Genomic DNA, 19,842 nt, shown 5'->3' with positions numbered 1-19,842 from the left:
CGCCCCTTCACGCCCGTTTCTATCCCATTTCCCGGTTGTCGCGACAGTTTTTCTACCATAGCGCCGGAATGACAGCTATGAAGATCATCAAGGACAGCGTCCACGACCATATCGCCGTGGACGGCGTCGCCCGCGATCTCGTCGATACGCCGGCAGTACAACGACTGCGGCGCATCTCCCAACTCGGCACCGTTTCGCTCGTCTACCCCTCCGCGAACCACACCCGCTTCGAGCACAGTCTCGGCGTCTACCACATCGCCTGCGAAGCCCTCGACCACCTCGGCATCGAGGGCGCACAGAGCCAGCGCGTCCAGGCCGCGGCCCTCCTCCACGACGTCGGCCACGGCCCGTTCAGCCACAACCTCGAATCGCTGACCCATCGCCGTACCGGCCGCTACCACGACGACGTCCACGACCTCCTCACCGACGGCGCAGTCGGCGACGTACTCCGCGACCACGACCTCGATCCCGACACGATCGCCGACCTCGTCGCCGGCGACGGCCGTTTCGGCCAACTTGTCTCCGGCGAACTCGACGTCGATCGCATGGACTACCTCGTGCGCGACGCCCACCACACCGGCGTCCCCTACGGCACTATCGACCACGGTCGACTGATCCGCGAACTCGTCTTCGTCGACGACGAACTCGTGCTCGACGAGGGCAACGTCCAGACCGCAGAGAGCTTGCTCGTCGCCCGTGCACTGATGAACCCGACCGTCTACAGCCACAGCGTCGCCCGGATCGGCAAGGCGATGCTTCGCCGCGCGGCCGAACGGTTGCTCGACACGCCAACGACCGACACCGACGCCGCGGCGCTCCAGCGCATGGACGACTACGACCTGATCGTCGCCCTACGCTCGTGTGCGGCCACCAGCGAGTTCTCTCGCCGACTCGACGAGCGCGACCTGTTCAAGCGGGCCGTCTGGGCGGAGATCGACGACGTTCCCGGCGGCGTCATCGAAGTAGACCACGAGTCGATCCGTGAGTTCGAGCGAGAGATCGCCGACCGAGCGGGTGTCGATCCGGAACACGTGATTCTCGACGTGCCGAGCCGACCGTCGATGACCGAATCCTCCTCGCGCGTGATGGTAAACGGGGATATGCGGCGGCTCGGGCAGCAGTCGCCGCTGGTCGAGGCACTGCGCGGTGCCCAGTACTCCCAGTGGCGACTCGGCGTGTACTCGCCGTCGGCGGTTCGAGAGGCGGTCGGCCATGCAGCGGTTTCGGTCCTCGGGCTGGATATCGACGGCGCGCTGGTCAGCGAGGTTCGAAACGGGCTCGACACGACGCTCGATCAGTTTACGGACCAGGTGTAGTGGCAAAGCGAGACGAACCGTTGATGGAACTGCCCGCGAACACACGCGTATGGAACGCACAGGGATTATCCTTCGCGGCCGCGAGTTCACTCCGGTCGAAGGGCGTATCGTCGTCGACGACGAGGGACGGATCGAAGCGATCGAGGAAGAGTCGGTCGACTCCGACGACATCATCCTCCCGGCGTTCGTCAACGCCCACACCCACATCGGCGACTCGATCGCCAAGGAGGCCGGCGGCGGCCTCTCGCTCGAGGAACTCGTCGCGCCGCCGGACGGGCTGAAACACCGGTTGCTCCGGGCCGCCTCGCGGGACGAACTCGTCGGTGCGATGGCGACCTCGCTCGAGTTCATGCATCGAAGCGGCACCGCGGCCTGCCTGGACTTTCGCGAGGGCGACGTCGCCGGCGTGGAGATGCTCGAAGCGGCTGCCGCCGCCGCAGACGGTGCTGTCGACGCGCTCGCGTTCGCCCGCGGCTCCGTCGACGCGATGGATGCGGGCGACGGCTTCGGCGCGAGCGGAGCCAACGACGCCGAGTTCGCCCAGGAACGGGAAGCGACCCGCGAGGCGGGCAAACCCTTCGGCATCCACGCCGGCGAGGTCGACGCGAGCGACATCGACCCCGCGCTCGATCTCGAACCGGACTTCCTCGTCCACGTCGTCCACCCAGAACCGGCCCACCTAGAGCGCATCGACGACCAGAACGTCCCCGTCGCGGTCTGTCCGCGCTCGAATCTCGTCACCGGTGTCGGACTCTCGCCCTACGCCGACCTCGCCGAGCGAACGACGCTCACGCTCGGCACCGACAACGTCATGCTGAACTCGCCGTCGATGTTCCGGGAGATGGAGTTCCTAGCCAAACTCTCGGAACTCTCCGCGACCGAAATTCTGCGGATGGCGACGATCAACGGGGCCGAACTCGCCGGCCTCGATTACGGCGTGATCGAACCGGGACGAGAGGCCCGACTGCTCGTCCTCGACGGCGGATCGGCCAATCTCGACGGCGCGCGCGAACTCGTCCGTGCCGTCGTTCGGCGGGCGGGCGTCGACGACATCCGCGAAGTCATCGCGGCTCCGGAGCCTGACGGATGACTTCTGTTCCGATCTAAGACGGATTGACGGTCACGATGGTCACGAAAACGTTCTTATAGCACCCGTGCCATTGTGTAACACAACCAATGTACGACTGCATCCTCGTTCCGACCGACGGCTCGCCCGAGGTCGAGCGCGCGCTCGAGTACGCGTTCGACCTCGCACGCACGCACGATGCGTCGATCAGGGCGCTCTACGTCGTCAACATCAGCGGCTACGGGGGGCTGCCGATGGAAACCGCCTGGGAAGGGATCAACAACGCGCTGCGCGGCGAGGGAGAGACCGCCGTCGATCGCGTCGAAGAACTCGCGCCCGACGATATCGAGGTCGAATCGGCGATCTTCGAGGGGTCGCCGAGTCGCGTCATCGTCGAGCAGGCGGCGACCGAAGATTGCGACCTGATCGTGATGGGAACCCACGGGCGCGGCGGTATCGACCGGCTACTGCTCGGTAGCGTCACCGAACGCGTCGTCCGGCAGGCCCCGGTTCCCGTGCTGACGGTACAGGTCGACCCGTCCGACGTGCCGGAGCAACCGAACGAATCGCGCGCTATCGTCGAGTAACGAGGATCCCAGACCTTAGACGGGACGGAGGTGCTCGCAGTCGCCCGCCGAGACTGTCACTGTCGTCCGTTCTTCTCCGGCGTCCGTTTCGATGACGAGCGCCCCCGCCGCCGTGATGTCGACCGCTTCACCGACGACTGCCCCCGCCGGACGGTCGACCCGCACGCGCTGGCCGAGCGTCAGCGCGAGTTCGCGCCAGGCCGGCACGACCGCTTCGAGATCGGTTCGGGCGTCGTCGAACGTTTCTAGGAGTCGCTGGACGAACCGCCGTCGATCCACGTCGGCAGCCTCGTCGCGAACCGTCGTGGCTCCCGCCGGGAGGGTGTCGGCGTCTATGTTCGCGTTGACGCCGATGCCGACGGTGAGCCACGCGACGCGGTCCGTCTCGCCCTCCATCTCGGTGAGGATGCCCGCGAGCTTTCGGTAGTCGCCGTTCTCCCCGACGGGGACGACGACGTCGTTCGGCCACTTGATCCGCGCGTCGACGCCGGCCTCGCGGGCCGTTTCGGCCGTCGCGACCGCGGCGGCGAGCGTGTACAACGGCGCTCGCGCCGGCGTAATCGACGGCCGGGTGACGATACTCAGCCAGATACCGCCCGACGGTGAGGACCACTCGCGGTCCAGACGGCCGCGGCCGCCGGTCTGTTCGTCCGCGAGAACGACCAGGTCCGACGCGCCGTCGGTCGCCCGCTCTCGCGCCACCGCGTTCGTGCTCTCGACCGCGTCGTGGAACTCGACGGTGAACGGCGCGTCGAGACCGAACTCGACGGCCGGGCCGCTGTAGGCGTCGGCGTCGACGAGTTCGTAGCCGGACGGGCCGCTCTCGATGTCGAAGCCGGCGTCGCGGAGGGCGTCGACGTGCTTCCAGACGGCGGCCCGCGAGACGGCGAGCGAGTCCGCCAGTTCGGGACCGGAGACGGGGCCGTCGGCGAGGGCGTCGACGATTGCGCGTCGCGTCTCGTTCATGGACGCAAGCGGGTGCCGCTCGTACTTCAATCGGCGGGATCGACAGCGGGTGCGCGCGAAACGGTGTTAGCAGCGGGTTTCAGTTCCGGATGTCGCGAAGCTTCTCGCGGCCCGGCGCGATGAGTTCGTCGAGGTACGTCGCGAGCGTCCCCTTCGCGTCGGCGGGGTGGAGTTCGCCGGATTCGAGATCGGCGGCCAGCGACTCGTAGTCGTCGTAGGTCAGGTCGCCGCCGTACTCGTCGGGGCGCTCGACGACGATTTCGTCGAACCGCGGGAAGACGTGGAACTCGAACAGTTCGAGCACGGGGTTCTCGAGGTCGCCCTCGGGATCGCGCGTCGGCGGGCAGAACGCCGAGTTCACCTTCTCTTCGAGATCGTCGGTCGAGTCCTCCATCGAGATGGTCACGCCGTCGCTCGAGGACATCTTGCCCTCGCCGCTGGTGAGGTCGGCGACGATGGGCGTGTGCAGGGCCGGTCGCACGTCGTAGCCCAGTTCGGGGAGCTCCTCGCGGGCGAGCATGTGGACCTTGCGCTGGTCTAAGCCGCCGACGGCGAGGTCTAAGTCGAGGTACTCGATGTCGAGCGTCTGCATCAGCGGGTAGACGACGTGGCTCACTTTCGCGGTCTCGCCGCCCTGAATCTCGGCCATCGCGCGCTGGGAGCGGTTGAGCGTCGTCGAGAGTTCGAGTTCGTGCAGGTCGAGGGTGTACTCCTCGTCGAGTTGGAACGCGGAGCCGTAGATGAACTCGGTGTTGTCCTCGTCGAGGCCGTAGGCGACGAACTGGGCCTTCATTTGCTCTGCGGTCTCGCGGATCTCCTCGAAGGTGCCCTTTCCGTTTAAGTAGGCGTGAACGTCGGCGAGGAGGATGACGACCTCCATGCCGGCCTCCTGGAGGTCGATGAGTTTGTTCGCGGTGAGCAGGTGCCCGAGGTGGAGCACGCCCGAGGGCTCGTAGCCGACGTAGGCGCGCTTTCCGTCGGGGTCTGCGGCGAGTTCGCGCACCTCCTCGTCGGTCACGACTTCCTCGGCGTTTCGCGTGATCAGATCGTACGTCTCCATGGCTTGTCTCAGTGGAATCAACGGACGGATTTATGCGTTCTTGAACGATGTTCGCACGGCGGTCGGTGCCCGGTGTGGAGTGAGCAGTGCCCGGTGTGTGGGGCGGGGGAGAGTGGAGGAGACGGCGGGGAGATGGAATGCGGAGCAGACAGTACCGAAAAGAGCGCAGAACGCGGGTGCCTGTTCGGACGGGCAGTCGCTACTCCGGCTTTCCGCCTTTGTCGTCCTTCCCGCCCGCAGCGCCCTTCCAGGGCCCCATCTCCACGAGCCCGACCGCCTGCCCGTTGCGGTTCGGATCGGCCGCGCCCGTCAGGTCGTCGCTATCGGCGTCGATATCGATCGCCTGGACGTTCCCCAGCGCCTCGGACGAGTTCTCCCAGACCTGTCCCCAGTCCGCGGTCGTCTCGCGGACGTGGTCCGGCACGCCCGCGTCCCACGAGATGTCGAGACACTCGCCGGTGTAAATCGTCGGCTCGGTGATCGACTCGAGCGGGTCGAGTCCGTAGACGTAGCGGTGCAGGATCGTCTGCACCGTCGCGGAGACGATCGTCCACCCGCCCGGCGAGCCGACGGTGAACTCGGGGACGCCGTCGCGAACCACCATCGTCGGACTCATGCTGCTCAGCGGCCGCTTCCAGGGTTCGACCTCGTTTGGACCGCCAGGGACGGCGTCGAAGTCCGTCAGTTCGTTGTTGAGCATGAAGCCCCGGCCCGGCACCATCATCCCGGAGCCCATTAACTGCTCGATCGTCGACGTGTACGAGACGGCGTTTCCGTCCGCGTCGACGACCGAGAAGTGCGTCGTCGACCCCGGGAAATAGGGGGAAGCGGGTGCGGCGGGCTGGTCTCCCACTCCCGGCGGAACGCCGGGTTCGACGCACTCGCCGGCCCCGTAGTCCGCGAGCGTCTCCCCGATTGACACCTGCGCGGCGCGCCCCGACAGGTAGTCGTCGTCGAGTAGTCCGTCGATCGGAACGTCGACGAACTCCGGATCGCCCATGTACTCGTTCCGATCGGCCCAGGCCAACCGTATCGCCTCGGCGACGAGATGGTACGCCTCGGGAGAATCCCGGTCGTACGCCTCGAAATCGAGTTCTTCGAGCAGTTTGAGTATCATGATCACCGCGCTCGGCCCCGAACTCGGGAGGGGCTGGCCGACGATCTCCACGTCGCCCCACTCCGCTCGCACTGGGTCGTCGACCGCGGCGTCGTACGCGGCGAGGTCGTCCGTCGTCATGCTGCCGCCCGCGTCCTGCACCGTCGACGCGAGATCGGCCGCGACGGGTCCCTCGTAGAAGCCCGCCGCACCGAGGTACTTGATCCAGAGGAGTGTCTCCGCTAGATCCTTATTGACGTACGTGTCGCCCGCCGAAAGCGGCTCTCCGTTCTCGTCGGAATACGCCTCCTTCGCCGCGTCATTGAACTTCTCCCAGTTCGACTGGATCTGCGCCGCCAGGAACTCGTCTATGGAAAACCCGTTCCACGCCAACTTGATCGCGGGCGTGATCAGCCGCTGGCGCGGGCGCGAGCCGTGCCGTTCGCGCGCCGTCTCGAGACCCGACACGGTCCCTGGCACGCCGACCGCCTCGCCCATCTGAATTCGCGTGTCGAACGGAATCGGATCGCCGTCCTCGTCGAGGAACATGTCCGATGTCGCGCCGTGTGGCGCGCGCTCGCGACTGTTGACGACGCTGAACTCGTCGTCCGCCGCGTCGTAGATGACCATGAATCCGCCGCCGCCGATTCCGGACCCGTGTGGTTGCGTGACAGTCAGCACGTACTGCAGCGCGATGGCCGCGTCGACCGCGTTCCCGCCCTCCCGGAGAATCGTCGCTGCAACGCCCGAGGCGATCGGATCGACGCTCGAAACCATGCCGCCCGCCGCGGTGACCTGCTGTCCGCACCGGAAGTGACGCTTGTCGCAGCTGAATCCCGGAACGTCGGTGACCTCCTGCGCGTCGGCAGCCGCCGGGATCGCCGCCGGACCGGCCGCGAGCGCTCCAGCAGCGATACCGGTCTGGGCCAGTAGCGACCGACGACTGAGCGAGCCGCGCCACGTCGCCTGTCGATCGATTCCGTTCGCTGTGGCGCTGTCTCGATCTTCGCCGGTCTCGTCTCCGCGTGAGGGCTGGTCGTTCGTCATCGATTGAATCCCAGAAACCGTTCACCATTTCCAACAATAATCGTTGTGGTGAACGTCACCGATACCGTCTCCCGTGATTCACATGGTGACGCCTGCTGGGCCCAGTATCGCTTCGACCAACAACCCCGCGGAACCGAATTACGATGTTGACTGCAGGATCGTCATTCTCCCGTTTTGCTGCACATGAATCCGGTACCCCCGGTACGTGAACGTGATGTTTGCGTCGGCTTCTCCGGGCGGTGGCGATGAAAAGAGGTTCGCGATCAGGTCGTCGATACAGTTGTATATCGGCGGGAGTTCAGTCGGGCCGGTATTTTCGAGTTCAGCGATCGCTTCAACGATCTGGGTTGCGGGGGCGTCCTGCTCGGTGTCGAGTGTTCGTCTCGTGAGTATCTCGTCGGAACTTCTGGGGGAACCGATAATTTCGATCATCGGTACCAGTGCCATTTTGGGCTGTGACTGTAACCGTTTGACTGGCCATTGCATGTCCCGTTGAGACGATACTTTCGCGCTCTTCTCGCGTTCGTTCGGTGACCGTCGTACTCCCGCTCGATTCCGGTCTCGGAGACAACCAGCGCAGACCAGTCCAACCGACGGGTCAGAGACCGTTTCGAATGCGCGCTTCGGCTTCCTCGAGTGCCTGTTCGCGGTCGAACTCGTCGACGATCGACCGGAGTTCGGCCTCGTCAGCGTCTGCCAGGTCACGCGCGTGCTCGGTCATGTTCGGCACGGCTCTGATGATGTTGTCGACGATCGGCACCGCCGCGACCTGCGGCGAGCGCGAGAGGGGGTTGAGGTCGATCACGATTTCGGTTTTGTCCATCTCCTGCAGGGCTTCCGCGCGGTCGCCGTCTTCGAGGGGAACGAGAACCACGTCAGCAGCGTAGATACCGTCGGCGTCCACCTTCGCGCGCTGGTGGTCGAGCTTCGGGATGCGAGCGTCCGCCGTCAGTCCTTTCACCTCGTCAGCCCCGTGCTCGCGCAGGTGTTCGGCGATGGCCTTGACTCGCTCTGGGGTTCGATTGAAGAGGTTCACCTCGAGATCGGCGTCGACCGCCGACGCGAGGTCGACCATCTCACCGGGGACGAGCGCGGCGACGTTCCCGTTGATCGAGAGGACGGGCTGGTCGGCGAGCAGGAGGTGTGCGGCCGCCGCCCGCTCCGCCCCATCGGCGCTCGGAATCGTCTCCTCGCCGAGCAGGTAATCGAAGGCGCTGCCCCGACCCTCGGCGTGCATCCCCTGGAGGTGGGTGATGCCCTTCTCGATGCCGGTTTCGATCCGGTGGCGAGTGAGCAGATCCTGATATCTGGGATGGTCCGCCGGGATCTCCTCCTCGTGTTCGACATCAGCCGAAACGGTATCGTAATCGCTCACGATCGACCATCCGATTGCATCGATAAAAAGCGGCCCGATCCGTCCGCACCGACCGATTCTCCCCCCGCGTCGCTCTCGCTCGCTACTCCGTGAAGGTGATCCAGCCCTCCGGAGCCTCCGCTTTCACGTCGTTCATCGCCTCGCGAGCGTCGGTCCGAGACTCGTAGGTCTGGGTGCTCTCGGCCATCGTCGACCCGAACTCGTCGACCAGCCGCCAGACCCAGCCGTCCATTTCTCCGTCTTCGTCGTCCGCCGTGTGCAACTCGAAGGAAACGCTGTCGATTTCGAGGATGCTCGCCGCCTCGATCAGCTCGCGCACGTTCTCGAGCGCCTCGCGCGCCGACTCGCTCGATTCGTGCATTTCGGAGCCGGTCGCAACCGTGCGCCCGTCCTCGTCGATCAGCCGCCACTGCCAGCGGTCGTCCTCGTCCGCGACGAGTTCGAACGACGCGACGTCGAAGTCGACGCGGCCGGCCATCGGCGCGAGCTGGCGCACCGTCTCGACCTGGGAGTAAAGCGCGTCCCGACTCGACGCGGTATCTGTTGAACTCGCGAAGACGGTGCGCTCGCGGTCGACCAGCTCCCAGGACCAGCCGTCCTCGTCGGTGAGTCGGATCGCCGCGTCCTCGATCGTAAAGATCGGCGCATCGGCGGCGTTGGCCGTGAGCGTGTCGACGGTCGCAAGCACGGCCTCGCGCTTCGCGTAGGTGCCCGTCGCGTCGGCGATTTCGTTGCGGTCGCGATCGAGCAGCCGGAAGCTCCAGTCGCCGTTCTCGTAGAGCTGGACCGTCACGTCGCCGATCGTGTAGGCCTGTGCGGATGCCGCCGACTCGCGAACGTCGGGAAGCGTGTCGACGAGTTCGTCTCGCGTCGCGGCGGTGTCGCCGGCGACGGCGACGGTTTCGCCGGACTGAAGCACGAATCGCCAGTGCCAGTCCTCGGATGCGTAGGTCTGGAAGATGGCCTCGTCCATCGTCCGCACGTCCGAATCGAGGTGTTCGAGCAGGCGGTTCATCGCCTCTCGGGCGGCAGCACGGGTCGGGTGGGTCTCCGGGTCCTCGGCGACGAGTTTGCCGGCCTCGTCGATCAGCCGCCAGCCCCACTCGTCGTCCTCGTTGACGAAGAGTTCGAACGCGGCAGTTTCGATCTCTAAGAGTTCGGCGTCGGGAGCCTGTTCTTTGAGCGTCATCATCGCCTCGGCGGCCTCGCCGCGTGAGGTGTGTTCCGCGCCGCTGTCGGCGAGCACGTTCCCGTCCTCGTCGATCAGCCGCCAGCGCCACTCGCCGGAGTCCGCTTCGTAGACCTGGAACGCCGCCTCGTCGAACTCGATGAGATCGGCTTCGCTCGCTTGATCGCGAACGCGCTCGATCGCCTCGGTCGCCGTTTCGGTGTCGCGGTGGCGTTCGGTGCTTGCGGCGATCACGTCGCGATCCTCGGTGACGAGCCGCCAGTTCCAGTCCGGACCGTCGGTCGCGTCCGCGTCGGCGTCGGTCTCGCCGTCGGCTGTCGTCGTTCCGCCGTCCGTCGACACCAGTGTACTCCCCTCGCTCGCCGTCGCGGGCAGACTGTCGTCCTCGTCGTACGTGAGCTCGCGGTCGGGAGCAGGGTAGATTTCGTACTCCGCGTCGTCGATCTCGACGACGTCGGCGTCGCGGGCGTGCTCGCCGAACGTATCGGTCTCGTGTGCGGCGTCCGCCTCCGTCTTAGCGGCCGCCGGACTCTGTGCGACGATGTGTTCGGCCTCGTCGACGAGCCGCCAGCGCCACTCCTCGCCCGTCTGGTAGCGTTCGTAAGTCGGCTCGCCGGCCACCGTTACCGATGCCGAATCGAGCGTCGAGAGCACCGCATCGGCCGCTTCCTCCGCATCTCGCCGCGCATCGAACTCGTCGGTGCAGGCGGCCAGCGCCGTATCCTGGTCGTCGACGAACCGCCACGTCCAGTCGCCGTTTCGCTCGTAGAGTTCAGCGCCGACGTGTTCGATATCGAGTAGTCGCGCCTGGTCGAACTGCTCGGCGAACGTCCGCGCGGCCTGTTCGGCGCGCTCCTGGGTGCCGTAGCCGTCCTCGCCGGCGGCAAGCGGCACGCGCTCGTCGTCGACCAGTTGCCAGTACCACTGATCGCGCTCTTCGGCGTAGGTAAACGCCGCCCCCTCGATCTCGATCACGTCCGCTGCCGGACCGCGATCCTTGAGGAAACTCACCGACTCCTCGGCACCGTCGCGCTCGCTGAACTCGCCGGCGCAGGTGCCGACGACGCTGCCGTCGTCGCGAGCGAGCGTCCACTGCCAGGAGCCGTCGCGGTCCTCGTACAGTCGGAACGCGGAGGTCGTCAGTTCCATCAGTCCGGCCGAACTGATCTGAGACTGAACGCGTTCGATTCCCTCCGTCGCCTTTGGTCGGGTAACGGCGCTCTCATTGCTCTCTGCCAGCGCTTCGAGGTGGAGCACGTGCCACTTCCAGTCGCCGTTTTCGTCGCGGAAAACCGCGAACTGTGCACCTTCGAGCGCGTCGCCGGTGAGTATCGGCGGTTCCTCCGTTTCGCCTTCCTCTGTGACGAACATCCCCTTGCGACCGGTCAGCACCGGAACGAGCGCGGTGACGCCCGCGATGATCCCGATACCGAGCGTGTAAACCAGAATGACCTGCACGCTGTAGTCAGTGCCGAGATTCCGCCAGTTGTAGGGATACGCCCACCCGAAGAATCCGACGCCGATGAACGCAATAACCAGTCCGACACCGCTCGCCTGAATCCCCCGTTTTCGAACGGGAAGCATCAGGACGATGCCGAAGAGACAGAGGGCAAGCCCCGTCGCGGCGATGACCCCGGAGGCGCGGATAATCCCATACGCATCGATCTCGGCCGCGTAGCCGGCGATAAACGTCGTGACGCCCGCAATCGCGACGACGTAGCCGACGATGAATACCCAGTAGCCGTACACGTCCTTCGTCGAGTCGGGCTCCCCGACGTAGCGTTCGTACAACCGATACAGTTTGTGGTGAAAGTCACTGATCGAAGACATTCGAAATGTGACCGGAACACGGAAACCCACCATAATAAACCTCTGGCCATCAGACACACTTCAGACATATAATATCAAACACTGTTTGGCCGACAACGGTTTCAACTTTGATTTTTAGAACGAGACACCAGATCCCCGATTATCGGCGTTTTTAGCCGCGTTTGTGATTCGAATGGGCCGCTTGAAACACTACCACTCCGGCTTGTCCTCGAACACCCCAACTTTGTGACTATGATCGTCGTCACTATCGTGTTAACACCTTGCATTCTTCTGGAACGACTGTCAATGCGACGACCCGTCTTCGCCGTGCGTCGACGGCAGTATTCGGCCCTGTTTCGAGGATGAACTCGTGGCGAGCGCGGCAGCGAGACTGTCGACACGCTTACGAAAGCGTCGAGAACGGATCCACGGGCGGTCGATCGCCGGTCGAGGCCGGCAACGAGCGGGCGAGGTTTCAGGCTTCGAACTGCGTGTGACCGGCCAGCGACGAGGGCTCGTCGCGCCCCGGTAGCGACGCACTACTTCAGTAACGCTCCCGCGGGATGGGTCGCACAAACTGACGGCTCGTACCCCGCCGCCGAGAGCCCCGTCCCGAGCGCAAAGACCGTCTCGCCGAGCATCGCCATCGACGCCTGGCCGTTCTCGTCGGTCACGTCGCCGATCGTCTTTGCGACTTGGTCGGTCAGCAACTCCGCTTCGCGGGCGAACAGCCGCGAGGCGTACATAAACGAGAGGAGAGTCGGTTCCTCGACGACCCGCGAAAGCGCCTCCTTGCCGGCGGTCGTCAGCTGCTCCGTTTCGCCCGCAAGCACGTCCGCCGTCGAGAGTTCACCGAACGACACGTATTCGACGCGCGCTCGCGTGGGGATAGCGTCGAGTTTGTTCTCCTGCGGACTCCCCGGTTCGAGTCGGATCGGAATGCCGCCGTGAGCCTGTGCGACGACATCGCCCAACCCGGTGCCGGCCTGGATCTCCGCACCGTGGGCGACCGCCACGAGTTCGTTTCGCGAGAGTTTGCACTCGAAAACCCGGTTTGCTGCGAGTGCGGTGCCAAGTGCCATCGCACCCGAGACGCCGAAGCCGGCACCCAGCGGGAGGTCGGACTCGGCTTCGATGCGAGCGACGACGCCGAGCGTCTCGAGAACGGTCTCGACCGGTTCGATATCGATCATTTCGCCGTCGAGGATGACGATCGACTCCGACGCCTCCTCGGAGACCGGTTCGACCGTCACCGTCACCCCGTCGGTCAACGTCAATCCCGCACCGCGCGATCCCGATTTCGTCGGATCGTCGGCCGGGTGCGCGCTGAAAAAGCCCGTTATGTGCCCTGGTACGAACGCCGTCGCCTCCTCGCGCATTGGCGACCCTTGCGACTCGGGGAGTATAACGTTGCGGATTCGAGCCACACTGTGGCCCTACGGGCAGTTTTGTTACTGCTATCACACGTCTCAGGTTTCCGTCCGAGCCCCCGTTTGATTCGAGACGGTCACGGTGACAAGTCTAGATTCGCTCCGCCGCAGCGTCTGCCCGACTGAACTCGCAGAACAGTCCAGTTCCGCCGCGATGTCCGCGTAGGTCGCCTCTCGGGGCACCTCGTAGTAGCCGCATTCGTAGGCGGTGAGCAAGACCTCGCGCTGACGGGTCGTGAGTTCGTGGACCTGCCGACTGGCGGTGTGGTCGTACTCCGTAACGGTCTCGACGGTGAGATCGGCGAGGTCGCGCGTCTCGGCGACGAGTTGCTGGATGTCCTCGCTCGGCCCCGCGACCGTCACCCGCAGGGACGACTGTGCAGGGTCGACGAACACCATCGGATACTGCACCAACACCCCGTAACTCCGATGGGGTTCGAGAATCGCGCGGTTGAACTCGGTCGGGTGGTAGCGAAGCTGGACCATCGTCGTTTGATCGGTGTCGAGAATCTCACAGTCCACCAGGCGCGGCAGGTCCTCGTCGAAGGACCGCCGAACTGCCGGTACTTCGCCCGTCACCTCGAGAAACACCGTTATCGTCCCGTCCGTAAGGATGTCTACCTTGTGGATCGCCTCGAGTGTCACCCCGTTCGCCCGAAAGCGAAGTTCCGTCGGATCGAAGTACTCCTCTCGTGGAGTGACAATATATGTCATTCTCTTCATGTAGCCAGAGGACAATAACCATTGGTAAAAACGTTCCGAAGCGAATGAAGGTGGTGATTCGTTAATCGTGAAAGTGAGCCGGGAGGATTTTCGCCATGGAACAGCTACAAATCTACCCGCCTCATCCACCAGCCGTAACTAAATACGAGCCTGTTTCTTCCGCATCAGATAGAAGACGACTAATTCCACCGATCCGTACAACACTCCTCTTCCGTTGAAGGGCCCGGCGCTGTGTGCCTATCGACCGATTTCGAATACATCGTGCGTTGCTGGGATCCCTGACACTGAAGGGAGATTTCGGTCGTTCTGGATCTGACAGGAGTTCTGTAGAGATGATTGGTATACTGAAATTGTCTACGGACAGTATAATTAACATCGATTACTCTTTCTGCGAGGGTATGGATGAACACAACAGTAATCCACTCGAAGAGCAATCGTTCCAATCAACTCGTCGTCGCGGATTCCTGCACGGTGTTGCAGGTGCGTGCCTCCTTTCGGGGATCGGTACTGGAATAGCCACTAGTGGCGAAAGTAATGAGAGCATGGAGTCGAGTGCAGGTGAAGAACTGTGGCGAGTCGATTTCACTAATTCGGAATTCATTCGTGGTCCCTCCTTGTCATCCGTAGCGGATGGTTCCCTCTTCGTGAGTAACCCCGATGCTGTTCATGCACTGTCCGCATCGACGGGCGACGAAGAGTGGCAATTCGGTGTCGACGACACGAGATTTCACAATCCGCCGATCGTGGTCGATGGCACCGTCTTTGCTACGACTAACGATCCCTCCGGTCAGGACGGAGGGGACGGAAAGGGTACCTCGGTGTACGCGCTCGACGCGAACACAGGCGAACAGAAGTGGCAGTTCGACGAGTACGAGGATACAGTTGCACCGATACACGTTGCGGAGAACACCGTCTTCATCCCATCACAATTTTGCGTCTACGCGGTGGACGCGGCCACCGGAGAACAACGATGGCAGTTCGAGGTGGGCTACGGCGTAGAAACCAATCCCAGAACGGACTTCTTCGCCGAGACCGCCACCGGCACACTCTACGTCGCTGATAGTGACGGGAACGTGTTCGCCGTGGACGTGGCTACCGGCGAGGAAGAGTGGCGCGCCGACGCCGGCACTCGGGTAACGACCGAGTTGTCAGTGGTCAATGGCACGCTGTTCCTCGGTGCATTCGGCAGCGACATGGAACAGCCGACTAACTCCGAGCTCCAGTACTACGTTTCCGCGCTGGACGCAGCCACCGGCGACGAACGCTGGCGATTCACGCTGAATCCGGAGCCCGGTCTCGAAAGCCCGACACTCGAGTTCGTAACCGTGATCGACGACACGCTCTTTGCCGGGTCGGACGCGTGTGCTGACTATTCCACGTGCGCCAGTCTGTACGCCGTTGACGCGGCTTCAGGCGAAGAACAGTGGCAATTCGAGGCCGACAATTCGGTCAATACGGTGACCGAGGCGGATGGCACGCTCTTCGTTGGAACTGCGCTTGGGAATGGCGACGACGGCGTCGTTCACGCGGTGGATGCGGAGACGGGCACGGAACTGTGGTGTTTCCTCGCCGGTAATCTGTTGCTCTCACCGATAACCGTCATCGAGGATACCCTCTTCGTCGTCAGCAGAACTGATACGGACTTTGAGGACGCTTATCGGTTGAACGCGCTGGATACGGCCACCGGCGACGAAAAGTGGAACTTCATCGCCGATACCGACGTTGGCGGGCCGAGGTTCGCGGATGGGACCGTCTTCGTTTCAGCCGATCGCGCAACGGTGCACGCGCTGGATGCAGGTGTAGAGCGCTCGAACGAAGACGGTGGAACAGACGACGACTCGAGCGAGGATAGCGGAACAGACGAGAACTCGGGCGGGGACACCGAAGACGAAACGAACTGCTAGGACGGACGTCCGTGTCGGAAACCCCGGGTTCCCAGTGTACACTCGGCGTCCTCCGGGCCGATATCCGAGCGCGATAGCCAGTCGACTTCGAAATCGCTGTCGCGGCTGTTTTTGGCGTGATAGGAACTCTCAGCGGTCGGGGAAGGTATCACTACAACCACGATCGGCCGACTCAAGCGCCCAATAGCCGAATACCAGCCAAGGAGAGGCTGAACTAGACGGTGCCCTGCTAGCATAATGCGACAAACCAAACACGACTCGAGTGAACGGACGAAACGGCGGTGACGGAACTCGTTACCGGATCGTTCCGTCCCGGATATAAATGAGTTCGTTCGTGAAGAATTGAATCTTTGCTCGCGTACGCCGATCGTTTGCTTGCGAGATGGCAGAAAACAATAGTCACAGTGCGAGCAGAGACGCATCGACACCGGCGACCCGCGATCGGCGGGCGACGGCGGAAACGGAATCGACGGCGACGACACGACGATCGCTCCTCGCGGCGACCGGCGCGACGGTTGTGGGGGCGGCGGGACTGTCCGCAACGACGACGACAGCAACGGCAGCGCCCTGGGACATCGACGTCATCGAAATCGACGAGGGACTGTTCGGTTGGAGCGCCGACGGCAGCCTCCCCGTCGCGGACGAGCTGTTCGTCTTCATCCACGGCTGGTTCGGCGATTCGACCGCCCGAAGCCAGGCCGACGACGTGCTCCAGTCGATCCAATCTGGCGGCTTCTCGCCCGACGAAAGCGTCGTCCTCGAGTGGCCCGCAAGCACGGCCAACTACTTCGGGGCAGAATCGGACACCGAAGACGTGGGCGAAGTCGCCGCCGAACTCGCCGAAGAGTTCTACGGCGACGGCGGCGGGAACATCCGTCTCGTCGGTCACTCCCTCGGCGGGCGATGCGTACTCTGGACGGCGGACAAGCTCAGCGCTGGCTACGAACTCGAAACGGTCGCCCCGCTGGGTGCCGCCGCCGACGGCTCCGAGGTTTGCGGTTCGCCGTGGAACGACGGCCTCGACAACGCCTGCGAGGTCCGCAACTACCACTCCGAGAACGACTCGACGGTCGGCGGTGCCTACGGCGGCTTCGGCGATACGGCGCTCGGAACCGAAGGCGCGGGCTGCACGCCGGCCGCGAACTACACGGATATCGACGTCACCGCAAGCGTCGGCAGCCACCTCGCGTACCTCGGCGACTCGACCGTCGGGTCCGATCTGGCCGATGCAATCTTGAGCGGGAGCTGTGACGGTACTGACGACGATGACAATAGCGACGATGACGACGGCGGTTGGTGGTGATCGCTATAGACTAGCCACTGTCGTCGGTTGCGGTCGATACTGACCGCGACCAGCGACACACAAGCAGTTACGGGTGCCGCTACGGATCGATTGGGCCGCGCCTACGGTGACAGACGCTGCCGATCTCGCGGGAAGAGTACCGCTTCCCGGATGTTATCGAGTCCGAGAACCGTCATAATCAGGCGCTCGCCACCCAGACCGAACCCGGCGTGGGGCGGCATGCCGTATTTGAACATCTTCGTGTAGTACTCGAACTGGTCGGGATCGAGGCCCTGCTGTTCGAACCCTTCGATGAGGTGCTCGTGACGGTGCTCGCGCTGGCCGCCCGAGACGAGTTCCATGCGCGGGTGCATCAGGTCGAAGCCGGTCGAGAGTTCTTCGTCGTCGCCGTGGTCCATGATGTAGAACGGCTTGATCTCGCTCGGCCAGTCGGTGATGAAGTAGTGGCCGCCGACGTCGTCGCCGAGGGCCTTCTCGCCCTCGGTCGGCAGGTCGTCGCCCCAGACGAGTTGTTCGTCGAGTTCGCCCGTAGCGTTGATGCGCTCGATGGTTTCCTCGTAGCTGAGTCGGGGGAAGTCGCCCTCCGGAACCGAAAAGTCCTCGGCGAGGCCGAGCGCCTCGAGTTCGTCGCCGCAGTTCTCGGCAACGGCCTCGTAGGCAGCCTTGACGACGCCCTCAGCGACGTCCATGGCGTCGTTCTGGTCGCAGAACGCGCCCTCGAAGTCGATCGACGTAGCCTCGTTCAGGTGCCGCGGCGTGTTGTGTTCTTCGGCGCGGAAGATCGGGCCGATCTCGAAGACGCGCTCGATGTTCGAGCCGGCGATCAGCTGCTTGAACAGCTGTGGCGACTGGTTCATGAACGCTTCCTCACCGAAGTAGGTGATCGGGAAGAGTTCGGTGCCGCCCTCGGTCCCGGTGGCGACGATCTTCGGCGTGTTGATCTCGGTGCAGTGGAACTCGCGGAACCGCTCGCGAGCGGCGCGCAGGATCTCGGCCCGGATCTCGAAGACGGCCTGGACCTCGTCCTTGCGCAGATCGAGCGTGCGGTTGTCGAGCCGCGTCGAGAGGTCGGCGTCGACCTTGCCCGAGGGGTCAAGCGGCAGTTCGGGGTCGGCGGCGGAGATGACATCGACCGATTCGGGAACGACTTCGACGCCCGTCGGGGCGCGCGGTTCCTCCTCGACGGCTCCGGAGACGCTCACGACGCTCTCGCGGGAGACGCCCAGCCCGGTTTCGACGAGGTCGTCGTCCATCTCGTCTTTCTCGAACTTGATCTGGATCTTTCCGGTGGCGTCTCGGAGAATCAGGAAGGCGATTCCGCCGAGGTCACGGATCTCGTGCACCCAGCCGGCGACCGTGGCGTCGTCGCCCGGCTCGGCGTCGGCAGTGTAGGTTCTGTCCTGCATACCACCCGGTTCCCGTCGCCGCAACTTAAGCGCAATCGTTCCGACCCGCCGTTCGGCGTGTGGCGTTCGGTGGCGATAGGTCGCACCCCCGATCTCGCTGACGGTTCACGCTCCCGCAGTTACCGTTCGCGGACCGTCATCGGAATTTCGTCCTTCGGGCGCGCGGTGATCGTCGCCATCAGATCGAGTTCAGTGCCCGGAACGAGTTCGAGGTGGTAGTCCTGGTAGATCGTCGCGAGCAGCAGTCGGGCTTCGAGCATCGCGAAGCGATCGCCGATACACCGGCGGGGGCCGGCCGCGAACGGGAAGTACGCGAGTTTAGGGAGTGACTGCTTCAGATCGTCGGTCCAGCGCGCCGGCCGGAAGGCGAGCGGATCGTCGTACCACCGCGGGTCGCGGTGGACCACCCACTGGTGCATGCGGACCGTTGCGCCGGGTTCAATCTCGTAGCCACCGATGATGTCCGGTTTGGCCGGTTCGCGGACGATGCCCGGCACCGGCGGGTACAGCCGCATCGATTCCTCGACGACCTGCTCCGTGTACGTGAGGTCGTCCAGATCCGCCATCGTCGGCGTCTCGCCGCCGAGCACGTCGTCGAGTTCGTCGACGAGGCGCTCCTCGGCCGCCGGGTTCGTCGCGAGGAGGTACGCCGTAAACGTCAGCGAGAGCGCCGTCGTCTCGTGACCGGCGAGCAGCAGCGTCACGACCTCGTCGCGGATCTGCTCGTCCGAGAGTTTGGTCCCGTCCTCGTCGGTCACCTCGAGTAACTTCGAGATCACGTCCCGGTCGGTCGGGTTCGCCCGCCGCTCCTCGATCATCCGATAGACGACGGCGTCGAGAGACTCCCGTGCGCGCTGAATGCGCCGGCGCGAGGGGGTCGGCACCTGCGGCGGGAGCATCATGTGCGAGAGACTCTCAGTCGCCAGCATGAACTCGTCGAGCGCCGAGCCGACGGTCTCGACATCGTCGTCGATATCGACGCCGAACAGGGCCCGGGCGACGATCTTCAGCGTGACCTCCATCATGTCCTCGTGGAACGGGCGGGTCTCGCCCTCGTCCCACGTCTCTAGTTTCTCCTCGGTGAACTCGGTCATCATCGAGGCGTACTCTTCGATGCGATCGGGCCTGAACGCGGGCTGGATGAGGTGGCGATTGCGACGCCAGACCGCTCCTTCGCTGTTCAAAATCCCGTTGCCCGTCGCCGGCCCCAACACGTTCTGGAACCGGTCGCCCTTGACGTAGTGCTGGTTGTTCTGCACGAGCACCTGCTCGATATAGTCGGGGTGGTTGAGTTGATAGACGGGGCCGGTCGGGTCCTCCCAATAGGCGATATCCCCGTACTCGCGGGCCGTCTCCGTCATGAACTCGTAGGGATGGCGGAGAAACGCGACCTGATTGCCGACAATCGGGAGGCCGTCAGGGCCTGGCGGATGTTCGTCCGTGACCGCGGATGATTCACTACTCATCTGTATCGTACACAACGAACGCAATACGCCTATGCCTGCGCCCGAGCATGCTCGGTGTACTTATGGGCGGGCCGCGATGAGCCACGTATGCCTGTCCAC

At 64.1% G+C, this 19,842-nt stretch carries 15 protein-coding genes; 5 read left to right on the top strand and 10 right to left on the bottom strand.

From position 1 onward, the window contains the following. Positions 1-77: 77 nt before the first annotated feature. The 3 genes from C484_RS03840 to C484_RS03830 all read left to right on the top strand — a co-directional run bounded on the left by C484_RS03840 (position 78) and on the right by C484_RS03830 (position 2,969). Positions 78-1,316: an HD domain-containing protein gene (locus tag C484_RS03840; RefSeq protein ID WP_006824656.1), complete on the top strand. Its 1,239-nt coding sequence runs from the start codon at positions 78-80 to the stop codon at positions 1,314-1,316. Between the two features lie 49 nt (positions 1,317-1,365). Further along, positions 1,366-2,406, top strand: a complete 1,041-nt coding sequence (locus tag C484_RS03835) for an amidohydrolase family protein (RefSeq protein ID WP_006824655.1) — start codon at positions 1,366-1,368, stop codon at positions 2,404-2,406. 86 nt (positions 2,407-2,492) lie between these two features. Further along, positions 2,493-2,969, top strand: a complete 477-nt coding sequence (locus tag C484_RS03830; protein WP_006824654.1) for a universal stress protein — start codon at positions 2,493-2,495, stop codon at positions 2,967-2,969. Between the two features lie 15 nt (positions 2,970-2,984). Here the strand turns inward: C484_RS03830 and C484_RS03825 are convergent, their stop codons facing one another. The 8 genes from C484_RS03825 to C484_RS03790 form a co-directional block, all read right to left on the bottom strand. Continuing rightward, positions 2,985-3,935: a biotin--[acetyl-CoA-carboxylase] ligase gene (locus tag C484_RS03825; RefSeq protein ID WP_006824653.1), complete on the bottom strand. Its 951-nt coding sequence runs from the start codon at positions 3,933-3,935 to the stop codon at positions 2,985-2,987. 79 nt (positions 3,936-4,014) lie between these two features. Beyond that, a complete protein-coding gene (locus C484_RS03820) occupies positions 4,015-4,995 on the bottom strand; it encodes a tyrosine--tRNA ligase (RefSeq protein ID WP_006824652.1) in 981 nt (326 codons plus the stop codon). Between the two features lie 199 nt (positions 4,996-5,194). Next, positions 5,195-7,138: a gamma-glutamyltransferase gene (ggt, locus tag C484_RS03815; protein WP_006824651.1), complete on the bottom strand. Its 1,944-nt coding sequence runs from the start codon at positions 7,136-7,138 to the stop codon at positions 5,195-5,197. A gap of 138 nt (positions 7,139-7,276) precedes the next feature. Beyond that, entirely contained in the window at positions 7,277-7,570 is a 294-nt protein-coding gene (locus tag C484_RS03810; protein ID WP_394295299.1) for a HalOD1 output domain-containing protein, read from the bottom strand. A 166-nt stretch (positions 7,571-7,736) separates the two neighbouring features. Next, positions 7,737-8,513 carry a 4-phosphopantoate--beta-alanine ligase gene (locus C484_RS03805; protein WP_006824649.1) on the bottom strand — a complete coding sequence of 259 codons (777 nt, stop codon included), beginning with the start codon at positions 8,511-8,513 and terminating at the stop codon, positions 7,737-7,739. An 82-nt stretch (positions 8,514-8,595) separates the two neighbouring features. Beyond that, positions 8,596-11,532 carry a YegP family protein gene (locus C484_RS03800; RefSeq protein ID WP_006824648.1) on the bottom strand — a complete coding sequence of 979 codons (2,937 nt, stop codon included), beginning with the start codon at positions 11,530-11,532 and terminating at the stop codon, positions 8,596-8,598. 518 nt (positions 11,533-12,050) lie between these two features. Further along, on the bottom strand, positions 12,051-12,890 hold the full coding sequence (locus C484_RS03795) for a pantoate kinase (RefSeq protein ID WP_006824647.1): 840 nt from the start codon (positions 12,888-12,890) through the stop codon (positions 12,051-12,053). 90 nt (positions 12,891-12,980) lie between these two features. After that, a complete protein-coding gene (locus tag C484_RS03790; RefSeq protein ID WP_006824646.1) occupies positions 12,981-13,664 on the bottom strand; it encodes a helix-turn-helix domain-containing protein in 684 nt (227 codons plus the stop codon). 542 nt (positions 13,665-14,206) lie between these two features. Between C484_RS03790 and C484_RS03785 the strand changes: the two genes are divergently transcribed. Next, on the top strand, positions 14,207-15,568 hold the full coding sequence (locus C484_RS03785; protein ID WP_006824645.1) for an outer membrane protein assembly factor BamB family protein: 1,362 nt from the start codon (positions 14,207-14,209) through the stop codon (positions 15,566-15,568). Between the two features lie 382 nt (positions 15,569-15,950). Further along, positions 15,951-16,871, top strand: coding sequence for an alpha/beta hydrolase (locus tag C484_RS03780; RefSeq protein ID WP_006824644.1), 921 nt, complete (start codon positions 15,951-15,953; stop codon positions 16,869-16,871). Between the two features lie 101 nt (positions 16,872-16,972). On the opposite strand, the gene aspS is transcribed toward C484_RS03780, so the two are convergent. Both aspS and C484_RS03770 read right to left on the bottom strand, forming a co-directional pair. Continuing rightward, entirely contained in the window at positions 16,973-18,277 is a 1,305-nt protein-coding gene (gene aspS / locus C484_RS03775) for an aspartate--tRNA(Asn) ligase (protein WP_006824643.1), read from the bottom strand. A 119-nt stretch (positions 18,278-18,396) separates the two neighbouring features. After that, positions 18,397-19,743, bottom strand: a complete 1,347-nt coding sequence (locus tag C484_RS03770) for a cytochrome P450 (RefSeq protein ID WP_006824642.1) — start codon at positions 19,741-19,743, stop codon at positions 18,397-18,399. Positions 19,744-19,842 lie beyond the last annotated feature (99 nt).

Origin of the sequence: Natrialba taiwanensis DSM 12281 (genome assembly GCF_000337595.1) — an archaeon.
In the GTDB taxonomy this organism is placed as follows: Archaea; Halobacteriota; Halobacteria; order Halobacteriales; family Natrialbaceae; genus Natrialba; species Natrialba taiwanensis.
Note: the sequence above shows the minus strand (reverse complement) of the source record. Positions and strands in the feature narration are given on the sequence as shown.

Coding starts and splice junctions, on each gene's coding strand:
- C484_RS03840 (WP_006824656.1), top strand. CDS start 78: ATGAAGATCATCAAGGACAGCGTCCACGACCATATCGCCGTGGACGGC.
- C484_RS03835 (WP_006824655.1), top strand. CDS start 1,366: ATGGAACGCACAGGGATTATCCTTCGCGGCCGCGAGTTCACTCCGGTC.
- C484_RS03830 (WP_006824654.1), top strand. CDS start 2,493: ATGTACGACTGCATCCTCGTTCCGACCGACGGCTCGCCCGAGGTCGAG.
- C484_RS03825 (WP_006824653.1), bottom strand. CDS start 3,935: ATGAACGAGACGCGACGCGCAATCGTCGACGCCCTCGCCGACGGCCCC.
- C484_RS03820 (WP_006824652.1), bottom strand. CDS start 4,995: ATGGAGACGTACGATCTGATCACGCGAAACGCCGAGGAAGTCGTGACC.
- ggt (WP_006824651.1), bottom strand. CDS start 7,138: ATGACGAACGACCAGCCCTCACGCGGAGACGAGACCGGCGAAGATCGA.
- C484_RS03810 (WP_394295299.1), bottom strand. CDS start 7,570: ATGATCGAAATTATCGGTTCCCCCAGAAGTTCCGACGAGATACTCACG.
- C484_RS03800 (WP_006824648.1), bottom strand. CDS start 11,532: ATGTCTTCGATCAGTGACTTTCACCACAAACTGTATCGGTTGTACGAA.
- C484_RS03795 (WP_006824647.1), bottom strand. CDS start 12,890: ATGCGCGAGGAGGCGACGGCGTTCGTACCAGGGCACATAACGGGCTTT.
- C484_RS03790 (WP_006824646.1), bottom strand. CDS start 13,664: ATGAAGAGAATGACATATATTGTCACTCCACGAGAGGAGTACTTCGAT.
- C484_RS03785 (WP_006824645.1), top strand. CDS start 14,207: ATGGAGTCGAGTGCAGGTGAAGAACTGTGGCGAGTCGATTTCACTAAT.
- C484_RS03780 (WP_006824644.1), top strand. CDS start 15,951: ATGGCAGAAAACAATAGTCACAGTGCGAGCAGAGACGCATCGACACCG.
- aspS (WP_006824643.1), bottom strand. CDS start 18,277: ATGCAGGACAGAACCTACACTGCCGACGCCGAGCCGGGCGACGACGCC.
- C484_RS03770 (WP_006824642.1), bottom strand. CDS start 19,743: ATGAGTAGTGAATCATCCGCGGTCACGGACGAACATCCGCCAGGCCCT.